General features: G+C 34.0%; 18 protein-coding genes. 14 read left to right on the forward strand and 4 right to left on the reverse strand.

Features of this window, described 5'->3' with window-relative positions; translation table 11 throughout:
- Positions 1-5: 5 nt before the first annotated feature.
- Positions 6-677 carry a molybdate ABC transporter permease subunit gene (gene modB / locus NGI30_RS01780; RefSeq protein ID WP_251517933.1) on the forward strand — a complete coding sequence of 224 codons (672 nt, stop codon included), beginning with the start codon at positions 6-8 and terminating at the stop codon, positions 675-677.
- Entirely contained in the window at positions 678-1,292 is a 615-nt protein-coding gene (locus NGI30_RS01785; RefSeq protein ID WP_251517935.1) for an ATP-binding cassette domain-containing protein, read from the forward strand. It begins immediately after the preceding gene.
- 99 nt (positions 1,293-1,391) lie between these two features.
- Here NGI30_RS01785 and cudC read toward each other — a convergent pair whose 3' ends face one another.
- On the reverse strand, positions 1,392-1,946 hold the full coding sequence (gene cudC / locus NGI30_RS01790; protein WP_251517937.1) for a choline uptake/conversion transcriptional regulator CudC: 555 nt from the start codon (positions 1,944-1,946) through the stop codon (positions 1,392-1,394).
- Positions 1,947-2,276: 330 nt separating this feature from the next.
- Between cudC and NGI30_RS01795 the strand changes: the two genes are divergently transcribed.
- Together NGI30_RS01795 and NGI30_RS01800 are read left to right on the forward strand one after the other, a co-directional pair.
- A complete protein-coding gene (locus NGI30_RS01795; protein WP_251517939.1) occupies positions 2,277-3,278 on the forward strand; it encodes a ThiF family adenylyltransferase in 1,002 nt (333 codons plus the stop codon).
- A gap of 12 nt (positions 3,279-3,290) precedes the next feature.
- Positions 3,291-3,794 (forward strand): MogA/MoaB family molybdenum cofactor biosynthesis protein, encoded by a 504-nt coding sequence (locus NGI30_RS01800; protein ID WP_251517941.1) that lies wholly within the window; start codon positions 3,291-3,293, stop codon positions 3,792-3,794.
- 23 nt (positions 3,795-3,817) lie between these two features.
- Here the strand turns inward: NGI30_RS01800 and moaC are convergent, their stop codons facing one another.
- Positions 3,818-4,306 (reverse strand): cyclic pyranopterin monophosphate synthase MoaC, encoded by a 489-nt coding sequence (gene moaC / locus NGI30_RS01805; RefSeq protein ID WP_251942560.1) that lies wholly within the window; start codon positions 4,304-4,306, stop codon positions 3,818-3,820.
- 52 nt (positions 4,307-4,358) lie between these two features.
- Between moaC and NGI30_RS01810 the strand changes: the two genes are divergently transcribed.
- From NGI30_RS01810 to NGI30_RS01840, 7 genes are all read left to right on the forward strand, one after another.
- Entirely contained in the window at positions 4,359-5,618 is a 1,260-nt protein-coding gene (locus tag NGI30_RS01810; RefSeq protein WP_251517946.1) for a molybdopterin molybdotransferase MoeA, read from the forward strand.
- A complete protein-coding gene (mobB, locus tag NGI30_RS01815; protein ID WP_251517949.1) occupies positions 5,615-6,088 on the forward strand; it encodes a molybdopterin-guanine dinucleotide biosynthesis protein B in 474 nt (157 codons plus the stop codon). Before NGI30_RS01810 ends, mobB begins: the two co-directional genes overlap by 4 nt.
- 5 nt (positions 6,089-6,093) lie before the next feature.
- Positions 6,094-6,546: a molybdenum cofactor biosynthesis protein MoaE gene (locus NGI30_RS01820; RefSeq protein ID WP_251517951.1), complete on the forward strand. Its 453-nt coding sequence runs from the start codon at positions 6,094-6,096 to the stop codon at positions 6,544-6,546.
- Complete coding sequence (gene moaD / locus NGI30_RS01825; RefSeq protein ID WP_251942562.1) at positions 6,543-6,776, forward strand: molybdopterin converting factor subunit 1; 234 nt, start codon at positions 6,543-6,545, stop codon at positions 6,774-6,776. The genes NGI30_RS01820 and moaD overlap by 4 nt, the downstream gene beginning before the upstream one ends.
- Positions 6,777-6,782: 6 nt before the next feature.
- The gene (gene mobA, locus NGI30_RS01830) at positions 6,783-7,388 is read left to right on the forward strand and encodes a molybdenum cofactor guanylyltransferase MobA (protein ID WP_251517957.1); all 606 of its coding nucleotides are present in this window, start codon (positions 6,783-6,785) and stop codon (positions 7,386-7,388) included.
- Positions 7,389-7,405: 17 nt separating this feature from the next.
- Positions 7,406-8,428, forward strand: a complete 1,023-nt coding sequence (moaA, locus tag NGI30_RS01835) for a GTP 3',8-cyclase MoaA (protein ID WP_251517960.1) — start codon at positions 7,406-7,408, stop codon at positions 8,426-8,428.
- 404 nt (positions 8,429-8,832) lie between these two features.
- On the forward strand, positions 8,833-9,183 hold the full coding sequence (locus tag NGI30_RS01840; protein WP_251517963.1) for a transcriptional regulator, SarA/Rot family: 351 nt from the start codon (positions 8,833-8,835) through the stop codon (positions 9,181-9,183).
- Positions 9,184-9,421: 238 nt separating this feature from the next.
- Here NGI30_RS01840 and NGI30_RS01845 read toward each other — a convergent pair whose 3' ends face one another.
- Together NGI30_RS01845 and NGI30_RS01850 are read right to left on the reverse strand one after the other, a co-directional pair.
- On the reverse strand, positions 9,422-10,627 hold the full coding sequence (locus NGI30_RS01845; protein WP_251517966.1) for an MFS transporter: 1,206 nt from the start codon (positions 10,625-10,627) through the stop codon (positions 9,422-9,424).
- Complete coding sequence (locus tag NGI30_RS01850) at positions 10,628-11,062, reverse strand: MarR family winged helix-turn-helix transcriptional regulator (RefSeq protein ID WP_251517969.1); 435 nt, start codon at positions 11,060-11,062, stop codon at positions 10,628-10,630.
- A gap of 248 nt (positions 11,063-11,310) precedes the next feature.
- Here NGI30_RS01850 and NGI30_RS01855 point away from each other — a divergent pair, with 248 nt between their 5' ends.
- The 3 genes from NGI30_RS01855 to NGI30_RS01865 all read left to right on the forward strand — a co-directional run bounded on the left by NGI30_RS01855 (position 11,311) and on the right by NGI30_RS01865 (position 17,164).
- A complete protein-coding gene (locus NGI30_RS01855; protein WP_251517971.1) occupies positions 11,311-12,084 on the forward strand; it encodes a VOC family protein in 774 nt (257 codons plus the stop codon).
- Positions 12,085-12,462: 378 nt separating this feature from the next.
- The gene (locus tag NGI30_RS01860; RefSeq protein ID WP_251517972.1) at positions 12,463-13,713 is read left to right on the forward strand and encodes a lipid II:glycine glycyltransferase FemX; all 1,251 of its coding nucleotides are present in this window, start codon (positions 12,463-12,465) and stop codon (positions 13,711-13,713) included.
- 265 nt (positions 13,714-13,978) lie between these two features.
- Positions 13,979-17,164: an efflux RND transporter permease subunit gene (locus NGI30_RS01865; RefSeq protein WP_251942564.1), complete on the forward strand. Its 3,186-nt coding sequence runs from the start codon at positions 13,979-13,981 to the stop codon at positions 17,162-17,164.
- Positions 17,165-17,236 lie beyond the last annotated feature (72 nt).

Genomic DNA, 17,236 nt, shown 5'->3' on the forward strand with positions numbered 1-17,236 from the left:
ACAAGATGCCGGATATTACACCGTTTTGGATTTCTTTAAAGGTGGCAATTATTAGCACAATCATAGTTACATTATTCGGTATACTAATCGCGAAATGCTTGTATCATCGACGTGGGTGGTTAATAAGATTAATCGAGAGTGTTATCGTGTTACCCATCGTTTTACCACCGACAGTAATGGGGTTTATCTTGTTAATTGTATTTTCACCTCATAGTCCCATTGGTTTTTTCTTTGCACATATTTTGCATTTACCTGTGGTTTTTACATTGGTCGGGGCCATCATTGCATCAGTCATAGTAAGCTTTCCATTAATGTATCAACATACAGTTCAAGGATTTAGAAATATAGATGAGAAGATGTTGAATACAGCTCGAACAATGGGGGCGAGTGAAGGTAAGATTTTTTTGAAAATAATTCTACCTTTATCGAAAAGGTCAATGCTCGCAGGTATTATGATGAGTTTTGCGCGGGCTATAGGGGAGTTTGGGGCTACGCTTATGGTGGCAAGTTACATCCCTCATAAAACGAACACTTTACCATTAGAAATATACTTTTTAGTGGAACAAGGTAAGGAAAATCAAGCCTGGTTATGGGTTGTTGTATTGGTAGCATTTGCAATTACTGTTATAGGCACCATCAATGCATTGAATAAAGCACCGTATCAGGAGGACAGATAATTGATTGAACTCAAATTAAAACATGAACTCAATAACTATCAACTTTCTATAAACATAAAGGATACTACCCCGAAAATATATGCAATCAAAGGTCGTTCCGGAAGAGGGAAGACTACAATTTTAAATATTATAGCTGGTTTAAAACGAGCTAACGCTTGTTACTTAAATCTAAATAATAGAACATTAACTGATACGGAAAATAATAAAGAAGTGAAGATTCAAAAGCGTAACATCGGCTATTTATTTCAAGATTATCAACTCTTTCCAAATATGACAGTTTATCAGAATATTACGTTCATGGCTCAACATAGCGATCATATTGAAAATATCATGCATCAGCTCAACATTGCTGAATTAAGTGAGCAATATCCACGTCAATTATCAGGCGGGGAATCGCAACGTGTTGCATTAGCAAGGACGTTAAGTACCAAGCCCGACTTAGTACTGTTAGATGAACCATTCTCAAGTTTAGATGATGATACAAAAGATGAAAGTATCTCGCTTGTACGTAATATTTTTGAACAGTGGCAAATTCCAATCATTTTCGTTACGCATTCGAAATTTGAGGCACAATCATTAGCACACGAAATCATTGATCTTGAGGTATCACGTTAATATATCTTATTCTCAATTTGAATTAAAAAAGGAGCAAAACGTTAAAATCTAACAATTTAATTAGATTTCAACGTTTTGCTCTTTATATATAGGCAGACATTATGCATTGTCTTCTGGTATCGGAAAAGCTTTGAATATTTCACCTGTCGCTAATGCATTGCTTAATGTTGAAAGCCAAGCATAATACGTTTTTGAATGTTCAATTTGAGTCAGTAATTTGGTTGCTTCCTCTCTAATTTCTGTCGATGTGGAGTCAGATTGTACGATTGGATTTAGTATATCTTCAGCTTTATGTATTGCTTCTAAATTTAATTTAATTTCACGTTCCCATTTTTGTGAAAAGAAGTTGCCAAAGAAAGTAAAGAAATCTTTTTCAGCGGTAAAATGCTGTTTACGACTGCCTCGTATAAAGTCTTGTTTGACTCCATCAAATTCTTGTAATCTTTTTACCCCAGCGCTCATGCTAGGTTTACTCATTTGTAGTTCATTGCGCATTTCGTCTAATGTCATGCTCTTGTGTTCGAATACCATCGTTCCATATAGATTACCTACGCTACGATTAACACCATACAAATCCATTGTTTCTCCAATTGAGTTTATAACTATATCTTTAGCTATATCTAATTGCTCTGTATAATCTTTTGCTCGTCCCACAATCTCACCTCCATTGCATTGTATATGTTTAGTTACCTTTTAATTAATTGATAGAAAACGATTGTTACATTTACATTTTATGTTGTGACTTTTAAAAAATATTATTATAGTTGCAACTTACAATTTTAAATGATTATGAAACAACTGTACACCCAAATTCAACTATTTATTTAGATATTACTTTGTTTTTTCATTTGATGCAATGACTAAGAAATATACATCAACCTTTTGGGAATTTTTAATGATTTTGCTAGAACAGGTGTAAACCATTGTTACATAAATGTGCAAGTTTTATAATGAATATAATGATTGAGAGGGGAATTAATTGCGATGAGTGATAAATATTCTAGACAAACGTTGTTTAAACATATAGGTCAACATGGGCAACAACAACTGATGGACGCACGTGTATTGATTGTAGGCATGGGAGCCTTAGGAACGCATGTTGCCGAAAGTTTAGTAAGAGCAGGTATCGGTCATTTAACGATGATTGACCGTGATTATATTGAAGAAAGCAACTTGCAAAGACAAACTTTATTTACTGAACGTGATGCTCGCCAAGCTTTGCCTAAAGTGATTGCTGCTGAGAATAAATTAAAGCTTATACGTGAAGACGTAAGCATTGAAGCTCATATTGGAAATATGGACCGGTGGTTTCTAGAGAATTATGCTCAAAATGTTCAACTTATTATAGATGCGACAGATAACTTTGAAACACGTCAGTTAATAAATGACTTTGCATATCAACAACACACACCGTGGATTTATGGTGGAGTTGTACAAAGTACATATATTGAAGCAGCATTTATCCCTGGTGAAACACCATGTTTTAATTGTTTAGTTCCTCAACTACCAACAATCAATGTCACATGTGATACAGTGGGGGTAATTCATCCTGCTGTAACGATGACGACCAGTCTACAAGTTCGTGATGCTATGAAAATATTAACGCATCAAAGTTTTACACCTAAAGTAACATACGGTGACATATGGGAGGGTGAACACTTTCAATTTGGTTTTAGTAAACTTCAACGAAACGAGTGTGCCACATGTGGAGAGTCACCCACATTTCCATATTTAAATGAAGCAAAGCGTCAATATGCGAGTTTATGTGGTAGAGATACGGTACAATATGAAAACAACAATATTACCTGGGAAATATTGGAAACATTTTTATATCAACGTCATATTCAATATCGTTCTAATCATTATATGATACATTTTAACTTTAATCATCATCGCATCGTTTACTTTAAAGGGGGGCGTTTTTTAATACATGGTATGACGAATCCGCAACAAGCAACGACCTTAATCAATAAATTATTTGGGTAGAGGAGTGGACTTATGCATCATAATGAAACATTAAAGAGAAATATTAAATGTGCAGTGCTTACTATTTCTGACACGAGGGACGTTAATACAGATAAAGGGGGACAATTGATACAAAACCTTCTATCTGAAAGCGACATGACTGTAGATTCCGAGATACATTATGTCATAGTGAAGGATGAGATAGATGCTATTCAGCAGCAACTTCAAGAATGGCTTGCCCAAGATGTCGATGTAATTATTACGACAGGAGGCACAGGTATTGCCGAAAGAGACGTTACGATTGAAGCGATTGAACCTTATTTAACTAAAGAGATAGAAGGATTTGGTGAACTCTTTAGGTATTTAAGTTATGTAGAAGATGTTGGTTCACGTGCAATGCTTTCAAGAGCTATTGGTGGCACAATTAAAGATAAGCTTATCTTTTGCTTACCTGGATCTACAGGCGCAATAAAATTAGCGATGAATCGATTAATCATACCAGAAGTGAACCATCTCATCTCAGAAATTAGGAAATAATCATTTATATATATTGATGAAGATTAGTCTGTTGTTCTCGTATAGTCACCAGACTTACCACCGCTTTTTGATAGCAGATAAGTTTCGCCGATAACCATTGATTTATCGAGTGCTTTCGTCATATCGTAAATCGTTAAAGCTGTAACAGAGGCAGCAGTTAAAGCTTCCATTTCCACACCTGTCTTGCCGGTAGTGGATACAGTGACCTCAATATTTAAAACGTAAGATTCGGATGCTTGTTTCCAATCAAATACAACATCAATGCCGGTTAGCGGTAAAGGATGGCACATAGGTATCATATTTGAAGTGTTCTTCGCTGCCATAACGCCAGCAATTTGAGCCGTATTTAATACATTACCTTTATCATTTGTATGTTGAACAATCTGTTGGTATATGTCTGGATTTACAGTAATGCCTGAATGTGCAACGGCAATTCGTTTCGTAACTTCTTTACTAGAAACATCGACCATCTTCGCATTACCTTGTTGATTGATATGTGTGAATTCAGTCAAAAGAATACCTCCTTATTTTAATATAAATTATAACACGAAAGGAGCAGTTTTGATGCCAGTTGAGAAAAGAACGCCACTACCCGTAGGAAATGCAATAGAACGTATCGTAAATGAAGATATTCAATCAGAGACCATAGAGGTTTCATTAAATGAAAGCTTAAATTATATTTTAGCAGAAGATATCGTAGCAACTCATGATATTCCTCGTTTTAACAAATCACCGTATGACGGTTTTGCACTTCGCAGTGTTGATACTTTAAATGCGAGTGGTGACAACCGAGTTGAATTTAATGTCATTGATCATATTGGTGCTGGTGACGTTTCGAAAAAAGTCGTAGGGGAGCAAGAAGCAGTGCGTATTATGACAGGTGCTGCGGTTCCTGAAGGTGCAGATGCAGTCGTTATGTTAGAACAGACAGTCGAAGGCGATCAAAGTTTCACGATTCGTAAACCTTTTAATCGTAATGAAAATATTTCTTTTAAGGGTGAAGAAACGCAACAAGGTGACCTGATCTTAGAAAAAGGTCAACACATCAATGCCGGAACAATAGCAGTATTAGCAACATTTGGTTATACAGAGATACCAGTTTTTAAAAGACCGAGCGTGGCTATTATAGCAACTGGTAGTGAGTTGTTAGATGTAGAAGATGAATTAGAGCCTGGAAAGATTAGAAACTCAAATGGTCCTATGGTAGCTGCATTATGTAAAAAGTTAGACTTACCTTGTAGCACTTATAAAATACAACAAGATGATTTAGAAAGTTCTATTCAACGTGTTACTGAAGCGTTAAAGCAACATGATATCGTTATTACGACAGGCGGGGTATCAGTAGGTGATTTTGATTATTTACCACAGATTTATGAAGCATTAGATGCAAACGTATTGTTCAATAAAGTAGCAATGCGACCTGGTAGTGTGACGACAGTTGCTGTAGCTCAAGGTAAATATTTATTTGGTCTGTCAGGTAATCCATCTGCCTGCTTTACTGGATTTGAGTTGTTTGTTAAGCCTGCAGTTCTGTCTATGATGGGGGCACATAAGCGTTTCCCACAAGTAGTACAAGCAACTTTAATGGATAACTTTAAAAAAGCAAATCCATTTATGCGATTTGTTCGTGCTCAAGCGACATTTGATGGTAAACAAATGACCGTGAAACCGGCTGGATTTAATAAATCGAGTGCAGTTGTCGCGATTGCCCACAGTAATTGTATTATGGTATTACCTGGAGGGTCTAGAGGACATCAGCAAGGCTATACAGTCGATGTAATATTAACCGAATCTCAAACATATGAATGGGATGCGTTCGTATGATTTTACAAATTGTAGGGTTGAAAAATTCAGGCAAAACGACACTCGTCCAACATTCAGTGAAGTTATTGAAGGAACATCATTATATGGTGGCGACAATCAAACATCACGGGCACCAGAGTGAACACGATATTACTTTGCAACAATCCAATGTAGATCATATGAAACATTTTGATGCTGGTGCAGATCAAAGTATCGTGCAAGGATATGAATATCAACAAAGCGTCACAAGAACTGCTAAACAAAGTTTGGATGAAATCATCAGTCAGTCTGTTACAATAGACAGTAACATTATTCTAGTTGAAGGTTTTAAAGAAGCGGATTTTAATAAAGTACTCGTGTATCGAACTGAATCTGATAAAAACACTTTAGCTGAGCTCTCTAATGTTAAATATTATATTAACATAGACGATCAAGATGCATTAGCAAGCTATGATGAGTGGTTATTATCTTTTGTAAATAAGAAGGAATGAAGGTTATGAAACAATTTGAAATCGTTAATACACCTATAGAAACCGAACAATATAGGGACTTTGTAGTAAATCCATATCAAGGTGCAGTCGTAGTGTTTTCGGGCCATGTTAGAGAATGGACGAAAGGTGTCAAAACAGAATATCTTGAGTACGAAGCGTATACACCTATGGCAGAGAAGAAATTAGCACAAATTGGAGATGAAATTAACGCACAATGGCCAGGCACCGAAGTCGCAATTGTACATCGTATCGGGCCATTACAAATTTCAGATATAGCAGTACTTATAAGTGTCTCATCACCCCATCGTAAAGATGCATACCAAGCGAATGAATATGCGATTGAGCGCATTAAAGCTATTGTACCGATATGGAAGAAAGAAATTTGGGAAGATGGTTCCGAATGGCAAGGTGATCAACGTGGAAACCATACAGAGGCTAAAAAAGGAGGCCAATCATGAAAGTCCTATACTATGCTGAATTAAAAGAAATATTGGGCACTGATTCAGAAAATATTGATCTAAGTTATGACATAACAGTTAAGGATTTTATTACAAATTTATTTAAGAAACATCCAAGTATTCAAGAAAAACAGTTTCAAATAGCGGTAAATGAGGAGTTTGTTCAAAGTGATGACGTCGTTAGACCTAATGATATTGTGGCCTTGATTCCGCCCGTTAGTGGAGGTTAATGAAAGATGATAGCTATTATTCTTGCAGGCGGTCGTTCAGAACGTTTTGGTGAACCGAAAGCATTTGCCGAAATTGATTCTCAAATGTTCTATCAACGCATAATTAACGTCTTAGATCGTACGAATATGTTTAACAAAATAGTTATAAGTACTAATGAAAAGATTGTTGATCAATTTAACTATGATCCTATCGTTATCGATCAGTCTATTCATAAAGATAAAGGGCCTTTAGCTGGAATCTATTCAACGATGTGTGCCTTTCCAAATGAAGAATTATATTTTGTTATTTCTGTAGATACACCGTTGATTACACAAAAAGCAATTAGTCATTTATACCAATTTATGGTAGAACATCTCATTGATGATCAATTAGACATTGCAGGCTTTAAAGAGGGTCAATATCCTATACCAACGATTGCTTTTTATAGTCCACGTACTAAAGAAGTAATAAAGCAAGCATTAACTTCGAACGATTATAGTTTGAAAAATGTCTATTCAAATATGAGAAGTGACTGGTTAGATGTCGATGAGATTAATTCACCAGAATACTGGTATAAAAATATTAATTATCAACAAGATTTAGACTCTATAAAACAAAAGTTAGAAAAATAGATCGGGGGTCTAACTGTATGGTACAACAAATCACTGATAAACTAGGTCGGCCAATACGTGATTTAAGAATTTCGGTTACAGATCGTTGTAATTTTCGTTGCGATTACTGTATGCCTAAAGAAATATTTGGTGATGATTTCGTATTTTTACCCAAAGATGAATTACTCACGTTTGAAGAAATGGAACGTGTTGCACGTATTTATGCACAATTGGGTGTGAAAAAGATACGTATTACTGGTGGTGAACCACTGTTAAGACGAGACTTATATAAACTTATTGAAAAACTCAATGCAATAGAAGGTATAGAGGATATTGGTTTAACCACAAACGGTTTACTACTGAAAAAGCATGGAGAAAATTTATATAACGCTGGATTACATCGTTTAAATGTCAGTTTAGACGCGATTGATGACGAGACGTTTCAATCTATAAATAATAGAAATATTAAGGCGACGACGATATTAGAACAAATAGATTATGCCAAATCGATAGGTTTTCATGTGAAAGTGAATGTTGTTATACAAAAAGGTGTAAATGACGACCAAGTGTTACCGATGATTCAATATTTTAAAGATAAAAATATTGAAATTAGATTCATTGAATTTATGGATGTAGGCAACGATAATGGTTGGGATTTTAGTAAAGTGGTAACTAAAGATGAAATGTTATCACAAATTGAAGCGAATTATGATATTGAAGGCGTGCCACCAAAGTATTATGGTGAGGTCGCTAAATATTATCAACATAAAGATAATGGAGCGAAATTTGGTTTAATCACTAGTGTTTCCAGTTCATTTTGTTCTTCTTGTACAAGAGCACGTTTGTCATCAGATGGAAAGTTTTACGGTTGTTTATTTAGTGAAGTAGATGGATTTGATATTAAGTCATATCTCAGAGCAGGTGCCTCTGATCAACAGTTATATGAAAAATTCATTGAATTATGGCATTTAAGAGATGATCGTTATTCAGATGAAAGAACAGAACAAACAGTAGCTAATAGAAAACGCAAAAAAATTAACATGAATTATATTGGCGGTTGAATGTTAGCTAAATATAAGAAAAAGAGGAGTCTGAGATATCTATTTTTGTCTCAGATTCTTTTTTGTATGTCAAAATAATTAAGCGATTTAAAATATCCCACAATAATAGTAGCGTTATCAATAAACTAACCACTGAATCACTTGCCCCCTAATTATAAATTAAGAAATAAAAATTCAAACAAAATAGTACATGAGTTTCTAAATGATGAATTTAAAATTAATGTTCATACTAAAAAATTCGATAAGAAATATAGGGTATAAAAAAATCAATGCATAGAGAAATTTATTTATTTTAAACTATATAAATAATAGATTTAATGAACGTAATGTAGTATAATACAAAAAAAGGATTAATTAATTTAAGCCTAAACTAGCAAGAAAAGACAATGAGGAGGCAATGCAATATGGAAAGTAACGTGTCGTATTTCATAATGTCTGAAAGGGCATTAAGTCAACTGAAACACTGGTTGAAATCTGAACATCGACTATCAATTGAAGAATTTGTAGTTTTGTATAAAGTTCTAGAATCAAAGAAGATCAGTGGAAAAGAATTACGTGACACCCTACACTTTGAAATGTTGTGGGATACTAGTAAGATAGATGTGATTATAAGAAAGATTTATAAAAAGGAATTAATTTCTAAATTACGTTCAGAAACCGATGAAAGACAAGTATTTTATTATTATGATGCAAATCAATCAAAGGGCATAGAAAGTATTATTAAAGATGTTGAAAATATTAAAATACCGCAATAATTAATACGTTTTTAATCAACTCATTAACACCGAGAAGTAGTTAATCCATTTATACGAAAAAAGATGGGGGCGGGACAGAAATCGAATTTTCTAAGAGAGATTTCGTAGTCCCACCCCGGCAAGGATGACTAGGATTGAAAAAAGCTTGTTCTAAGCGCATTTTCAATTCAGACATCTACTGCCAAATTGATAAAGAGTCTGAGACACCTATTCTTGTCTCAGACTCATCTTTTTTTTATTAACTAATTTGTTCTGATTTTACGTTTTTACCGTGTAGGAAGAAGTAAAGTACTGTCATTACTAAAACAACAATAGCCATAATACCGTAAAGTTGAGCGTAACTCATTGTAGAAGTTAAGAAACCTAAAACGTAAGGACCAAAGCCAATGCCTAAATCTAACCCAATGAAATAAGTTGAAGTAGCTATACCATACTTCTCAGGTGGAGAAACTTTAATTGCTATCGCTTGCATACATGATGAAATATTCCCGTAACCAGCGCCTAAGAGTAGGCCAGCAATAATGAGTAGCAATCCGTTATGTGTTAAACATAAGGCCACAAATGTTAAAAATAAACAAATAAATGCAGGATAAGCTACAACATTTTCGTTTTTATCATCCATTAATCTACCAGCAATTGGACGTGTGATTAATGAAGCAATCGCATAAAAAATAAAGAAGTAACTTGAAAGTGCTACGAGGTGAATTTCTTCAGCAAAAAATTGTAAGAATGTTAATATGGAAGCATATGTTAAACCTGCAATTAACATAATTAACGCGATAGGCAATGCTTCTTTAGCAATATAATTATGAATACTTAAAGCACTATGTTGATTTGTTGTTTTATTGTTCGTTGGCGTTATGTCGAATTTGATATTTACGAAGAAAGTAATGATTAAACTAATAATCCCACAAACTAGACAAATCACAAATAGTAACTCAATTGGGAAACTGTGAATTAAAAGCAATCCGAAAAATGGTCCAATCGCAGCACCAATGACAAGACTCAATGAAAATAAACTTATGCCTTCACTCTTACGTTCAGGCGGTGTTACAAATGCAGCAATGGTACCTGTTGCTGTAGTCGTTATACCCGTAGCAATACCATTTATGAGACGGGTGAACATGAGTAAACCAAGGGAACCTTGTATAAAGTAGAAAAGTTGCGTAATAATTAGAAAGCCTAGGCCTATTAATAAAATCTTTTTAGGTCCTAATTTATTAACGAATCTACCTGTCGCAAAGCGTCCGATGAGAGATCCGATAATGAATAAACCAGATACCAACCCTGCGATACTATCAGATGCGTGATATTCAGATTTAGTATAGCTAGCAATAATAACTATAAGTAAATACATACACAAATAGATTAAAAAATTAGTAATAAAGTTAATGTTAAAACTCTTCGTCCAAATAGGTGTTTTGGTTGAAGCTGCTTGTGTCATTTAATTGTCCTCCATTCCGATAATACTTTCATGAATTAATTCCATAGTTTGAACTGTAGTTTTGATTTGTTCTTCTGAGATAGCTACATTTTGAAGTATGTCATTTTGTACCTGTTCGATACGATGTAAAATTTCGCGGTATAGCTCTTGACCCTCAGGTGATAGTGATAGTATTTTTTCTCTTTTATCACTGCCTTGTTCAATGTGGAGTAAAGACTTTTCAGAGAGTACCTTTAATATCTTTCGGGTCGTTGGTTTCTCAATTGCACGACGTTTTGAAATTTGTACCAATGTCGTTGGTCCATTCATTGCAATATCTTTTAAAATGAGCCACTGTGCAGAATAAAGGTTAAATTCATCAAAAATTGGCTGTAATTGTTTAATATACGGTCGATACATAGCAGTAAATTGATTAAATAAAGAATTCGCTCCCATAAGATCCTCCTTAAAAATATAGTTAGCTAAGCTAACTATTTGGACGTATATTATTCTACGACTTTTATCCATACAAAGCAATAGCTTATTTCAAATTCCTTTAGAAAAACATTATTTTAATGCAATAAAGTTTTGTTTAAGTGGAAGAATAAAATAACATATGATTAATCAATATTATTGTTTTAAACGAGTAAAGTGTAAGCGAATTTGTTAAGATAAAACAAAGCTATAAAGATAGGAGTGAGGCTATGGATGATTTGAAATTGGACCACATCATTCACTATGTCCAGAATTTAAATGACTTTAATTATCCAGGTCATTTGTTTAAGTTGTATCAAGGTGGGCAGCATGAAAAGTTAGGTACATACAATCGTTTAGCATTTATAGATAATACTTATTTAGAGTTATTAGATGTCCATAAACCTCAATTATTAAAAAAGGTAGTTAAAACTGAAGAAGGTCGTGTAACGTTTCCGTCTAAAATTGTGCAAGATAACTTTCGCCAAGGGATAAAAAATATAGCGTTTCGAACTCAAGATATTGATCAAGTGAAACAAAGTTTGGAATTAAGAAATGTTGATGTGATTGGGCCAGTAAAGATGCAACGTGAAAATAGAAGAGGTAAACGTTTAACGTGGCGCGTTCTATATATTGCTGATCCTGATTACCGAGTTAAGCCACCGTTCTTCATTCAATGGGATGATGCAGATGGGGTCAGAGCTAAAAAGATTGATCCATACGCTCAAAATGAATTTAAGGTACATGGAATCAAGATTAATAGTACTGAACGTAAACATACTGTAGCAAAATGGAAAAATTGGTTTGATATGGAAGTCGTGGATGAAACAGATCATTACACGACAATGAAATTGAAACATGACGATATACTTTATCACATTTATGACGGAGATTTTTCAGGTTATAAGACTATTTTATTGAAAGATAAAAAGACAACTTCTTCATATACATTAATCATTCGAGGCGCCACATATCAGTTTACTGCAGACAGTGAAAAGGAATGAATTTGATTCGCGCATTAGTATCTAAAAGTATATTTGAGTGTTAAAATAGAGAAGTAAGCGGTAGCGTGTTTTGAACGCCAATTTGGGCTTGATGGAGCATTGTTAAACAGACAATTATTTAAATCAATTGATGAATCAGTCCTACGTAAATAATGTACGTATGAGCAAAATTAGCACAGGTTATTCATGCTCATTTTATTGCATAACTATACTTCAAATTAAAAAGAAAAGCACACAAGAAATAACGTATTAAAATGAAGCAATACCGTAAAATAAGTGCTGTAAGGTATATCTCATTAGCATGTTTTATTATGTGAAAGTATGCATTAAGCGATGTATAATAAAATGGAGTGTAACGATAAAGGAGAATTTCGGTTTATGGAAAAGATAAATATCACAGATCAAGAACACGATGCGTTTGTTAAAGCACATCCACAAGGAGATTTACTACAATTAACAAAGTGGGCAGAAACAAAAAAGCTCACGGGTTGGTATTCTAAAAGAGTAGCAGTAGGAGAATCAGGTGAAATTGTTGGAGTAGCCCAACTATTATTTAAAAAAATACCTAAACTACCTTATACACTATGTTACGTATCTAGAGGTTTTGTAACTGATTATAGTAATAAGTTAGCTTTAGAAACCTTACTAGAAGCTACAATTCAAATCGCTAAAGAAGAAAAAGCTTATACAATTAAAATTGATCCCGACGTAGAAGTTGATAATGGCGCGGATGCATTAAAACATTTAAATGAGCTTGGATTTAAACACAAAGGTTTTAAAGAAGGTTTATCGAAAGACTATATCCAACCTCGGATGACAATGATAACACCAATCGATAAGTCTGATGATGAATTAATGCAAAGTTTCGAAAGAAGAAACCGTTCTAAAGTTAGACTTTCATTAAAAAGAGGCACTAAAGTTGAACGTTCAAATCGTGAAGGCTTAAAAACATTTGCGGAATTAATGAAAATAACGGGTGAACGCGACGGCTTCTTAACAAGAGACATTAGCTACTTCCAAAATATTTACGATGCTTTAAACCCTGACGGAGATGCTGAACTGTTCTTAGTAAAATTAGAACCAAAAGAAGTCTTGAAAGACTTACGAGACGAAAGACAGAATAGTGAAGAAGAAAAATCACGTTTATTAGAGAAAAAGCAAAACAAAAAAGTATTAAATAAAATTAACGATGCAGATAACAAAATTGCAAAAACACAAGAGTTGATAGACGAAATGGAAGAGTTAGAAGAGAAACATCCTGATGGTATGTATTTATCTGGCGCTTTACTCATGTTTGCAGGAAATAAATCTTATTATTTATATGGTGCTTCTTCAAATGAATATCGTAACTTCTTACCTAACCATCATATGCAGTATGAGATGATGCGTTTTGCAAGAGAACGTGGAGCAACAACATATGATTTCGGTGGCACAGACAATAATCCAGATAAAGACTCATCGCATTACGGTCTTTGGACATTTAAAAAGGTATGGGGCACATATCTAAGCGAAAAGATTGGTGAATTTGACTATGTGTTAAATAAACCATTATACCAAGCTATTGAGAATGTAAAACCGAAACTGACAAAAGCTAAAATCAACCTTTCTAGAAAACTAAAAAGAAAATAATCGTTAGGTTTACAAAATTTTATAATCTAATTAACACTCTATAAAGTTGTGAAAGCTAAAATGTTAATCGTGGTTAATATCATGCAATTTATTTACATGATTCACGATTACATATTCACAATTTTATAGAGTTTTTACATATTTAACCGATAATAAAAAAACATTTCCAGTAAATGTTTTTTTATTTGTTATGAATTATGTATTTTATTGAACTTAATTATGTTAAATTGGGTGTAATACTATAAAAAGGAGAGGGGATTCATGCATGATTAAAAAATTGCTGCAATTTTCATTAGGAAACAAATTTGCAATTTTCCTAATGGTATTGCTCGTCATTTTAGGTGGGGTATATTCAAGTGTGAAGATGAAACTTGAATTGTTACCCGATGTTGAGCCACCGATGATTACAGTACAAACAACAATGGAAGGTGCTACACCACAGACTGTTAAAGAAGAAGTCAGTGATAAAATTGACGATCAAGTCAGGTCAATGGCGAAAGTGAAAAATGTTGAAGCTGAATCAGATCAGAATGCGTCTATGGTAAAAGTAGAATATGATCAAGGTACAGACTTAGATAAAGTAGAAAATGATTTAAAAAAAGAATTGGATAAAATATCATTCAAAGATGGTGTTAAAGAACCTGAACTTGTCAGAAATTCAATGAATGCTTTTCCAATCGTAGCGTACTCATTTACTACTAAGGATAATAACTTGAAAAAAACTACAAGTGAAGTTAAAAAGAACCTTATCCCTAAATTACAAACGGTAGATGGTGTTCAGAACGTACAAATTAACGGTGATACAAACCGTGAAGTATCAATTAAATTCGATCAAGATAAATTGAAGAAAAAAGGCTTAACAGCTGATAACGTTCAACAATACATAAAGAGTGCGACGAACGAAACACCATTAGGTTTGTTCCAATTCAATAAAACTGAAAAATCGATCGTTATTGATGGTCAATTTAAATCAGTAAAAGGATTGAAAAATTTAGAAATACCTTTATCTGCTTCAAGTATGTCTAGTGGTCAACAAGGAGACAAAGGTGATTCACAAGGTGGCTCACAAGGGGGCTCTCAAGGTAGCTCAAGTGGTTCAATGCAACAAAGTGCTTCTAGCCCACAAGCAGCTAGCAGTGCTAAAGGTATGCCATCTGTTAAATTAAAAGAAGTCGCTAATGTTTCAATAGGAGACAATAGAGAGTCTATCTCTAAAACGAATGGCAAAGATGCAATAAATGTTCAAATTATTAAAGCACAAGATGCGAATACTGTTCAAGTTGCAAAAGATACGAAGAAGGAAATTGATGAATTTACTAAACGTAATCCAAATATTAAAGATACGAAAGTAATGGATACTGCGAAACCTATTGAAGATGCGATTTATACAATGGTTGAAAAGGCATTACTCGGTACAATATTTGCGATTATCGTTATCTTATTATTCTTAAGAAACATCAAGACGACGCTGATTTCAATCGTATCTATCCCGATGTCTATATTAATCGCAATGGTTGCACTAAAACTTGCTGATGTATCGTTAAACATCTTAACTTTAGGAGCCTTAACTATAGCGATAGGACGAGTAATTGATGATTCCATTGTTGTAGTGGAGAACATATATAGGAGATTGTCCGATAAAAATGAACAATTACAAGGCGGTCGTTTGATTACAAGTGCAACAGCTGAAGTGTTTAAACCGATTTTATCTTCTACGCTTGTAACGATTGTCGTATTTTTACCTCTAGCATTTGTAACCGGTACAGTAGGAGAGATGTTTAGACCGTTTGCATTAGCGATTGCATTCAGTTTATTAGCATCATTACTCGTTGCCATTACAATTATTCCAGCTTTAAGTGCGACACTATTTAAAAATGGAGTAAAACGCAAGCAAGAAGAAACACTAGGTTCAATTGGTAAAGGCTATAAAAAAGTATTAAGTTGGGCATTAAATCATAAATGGTTAGTGATGATTATTACAACTGTACTACTATTTGCTAGTATTGCTTTAGGAGCCGCAAAATTAGGTACAAGTTTCATTTCAAGTGGGGAAGACAAGTATATGGCTTTAACATATACACCTAAGCCTGGCGAAACGAAGAAAAGTGTACTGAAGCATGCTAAACAAGTACAAAAATATTTAAATGGTAAAGATAAAGTTAAGACAGTTGAATATTCTGTGGGAGGTAAATCACCTTCAGACCCAACAGGTACGTCTAATAATATGGCTATCATGGTCGAATACGATAAAGACACGAAAAACTTTGATAAAGAGCCTGATAAAGTATTGAAACATATAGAAAAATTCCATCAACCTGGAGAATGGGGTAACCAAGACATGAGTGGTGGCGGTGGCACTAACAATAAACTAGAAATTACAGTCACAGGCCCTACACTTGACTCTATTAAAGGTACAGTTAAGAAAATGGAATCAAAAATGAAAGATATGAAAGGTTTAGCAAATGTTAAATCAGACTTAACCGAAACCTATGATCAGTATGATCTTAAAGTTGATCATAATAAAGCGAGTCAATATGGTTTATCTGCTTCACAACTTGCGATGAGTCTAAATGAAAATACACCAGAACAAACAGTTTCAACAGTAAAAGACCACGGTAAAAAAGTAGATGTGAAGATTAAACAAGATAAAGAAACACATTGGACTAAAAACAAACTTAAAAATACAGAAATTCAAACACCAACAGGTAAATCAATTAAACTGAGCGATGTAGCTGAATTGAAGAAATCAACAACACCAAACAAAGTTATGACTAAAGCTGGAGATCAAGCAACAACCGTATCCGCCAAAGTTACTGACAAAGATGTTGGTGGCGTTTCTCAAAAAGTAATTTCTAAAGTGAACTCAATTGATAAGCCTAGCAATGTGAAAGTTAATGTAGGTGGGGCAAGCGAAGATATTGGTAAAGCAATGACTCAATTATTAGTAGCAATGCTCGCTGCAATAATCATTGTCTATCTCGTATTAGTATTAACGTTTAAAGGTGCTTTAGCACCACTAACTATACTGTTCTCATTACCATATACAGTAATTGGGGTAGTAATTGCCCTTGTGGTGACAGGTGAAACTGTTTCAGTTTCAAGTATGATAGGTATGTTAATGCTAATCGGTATCGTTGTCACTAACGCAATCGTTTTAATTGACCGCGTCATCAACAAAGAACGTGAAGGATTAAATATGAAAGATGCATTACTAGAAGCTGGTGGAACGAGAATTAGACCAATTCTCATGACAGCATTAGCTACGATTTGTGCTTTAATACCATTACTTTTCGGGGAAAATAGTTCAATTATTATCTCTAAAGGTATGGCAGCTACAGTAGTTGGAGGACTCATTTCTTCAACGCTATTAACTTTAATCGTAGTACCAGTGATTTATGAGATTCTATTCGCAATCAAACATAAATTCACAAGACGTAAATCTAAAAAGTAAATAAATATTTTAGCGATTCATTTCCTTGCAATTGAAGTAGGGGAATGAATCGTTTTTTATTTTATGAAAAAG

Origin of the sequence: Staphylococcus sp. Marseille-Q5304, from assembly GCF_943737015.1 — a bacterium.
In the GTDB taxonomy this organism is placed as follows: domain Bacteria; phylum Bacillota; class Bacilli; order Staphylococcales; family Staphylococcaceae; genus Staphylococcus; species Staphylococcus hsinchuensis.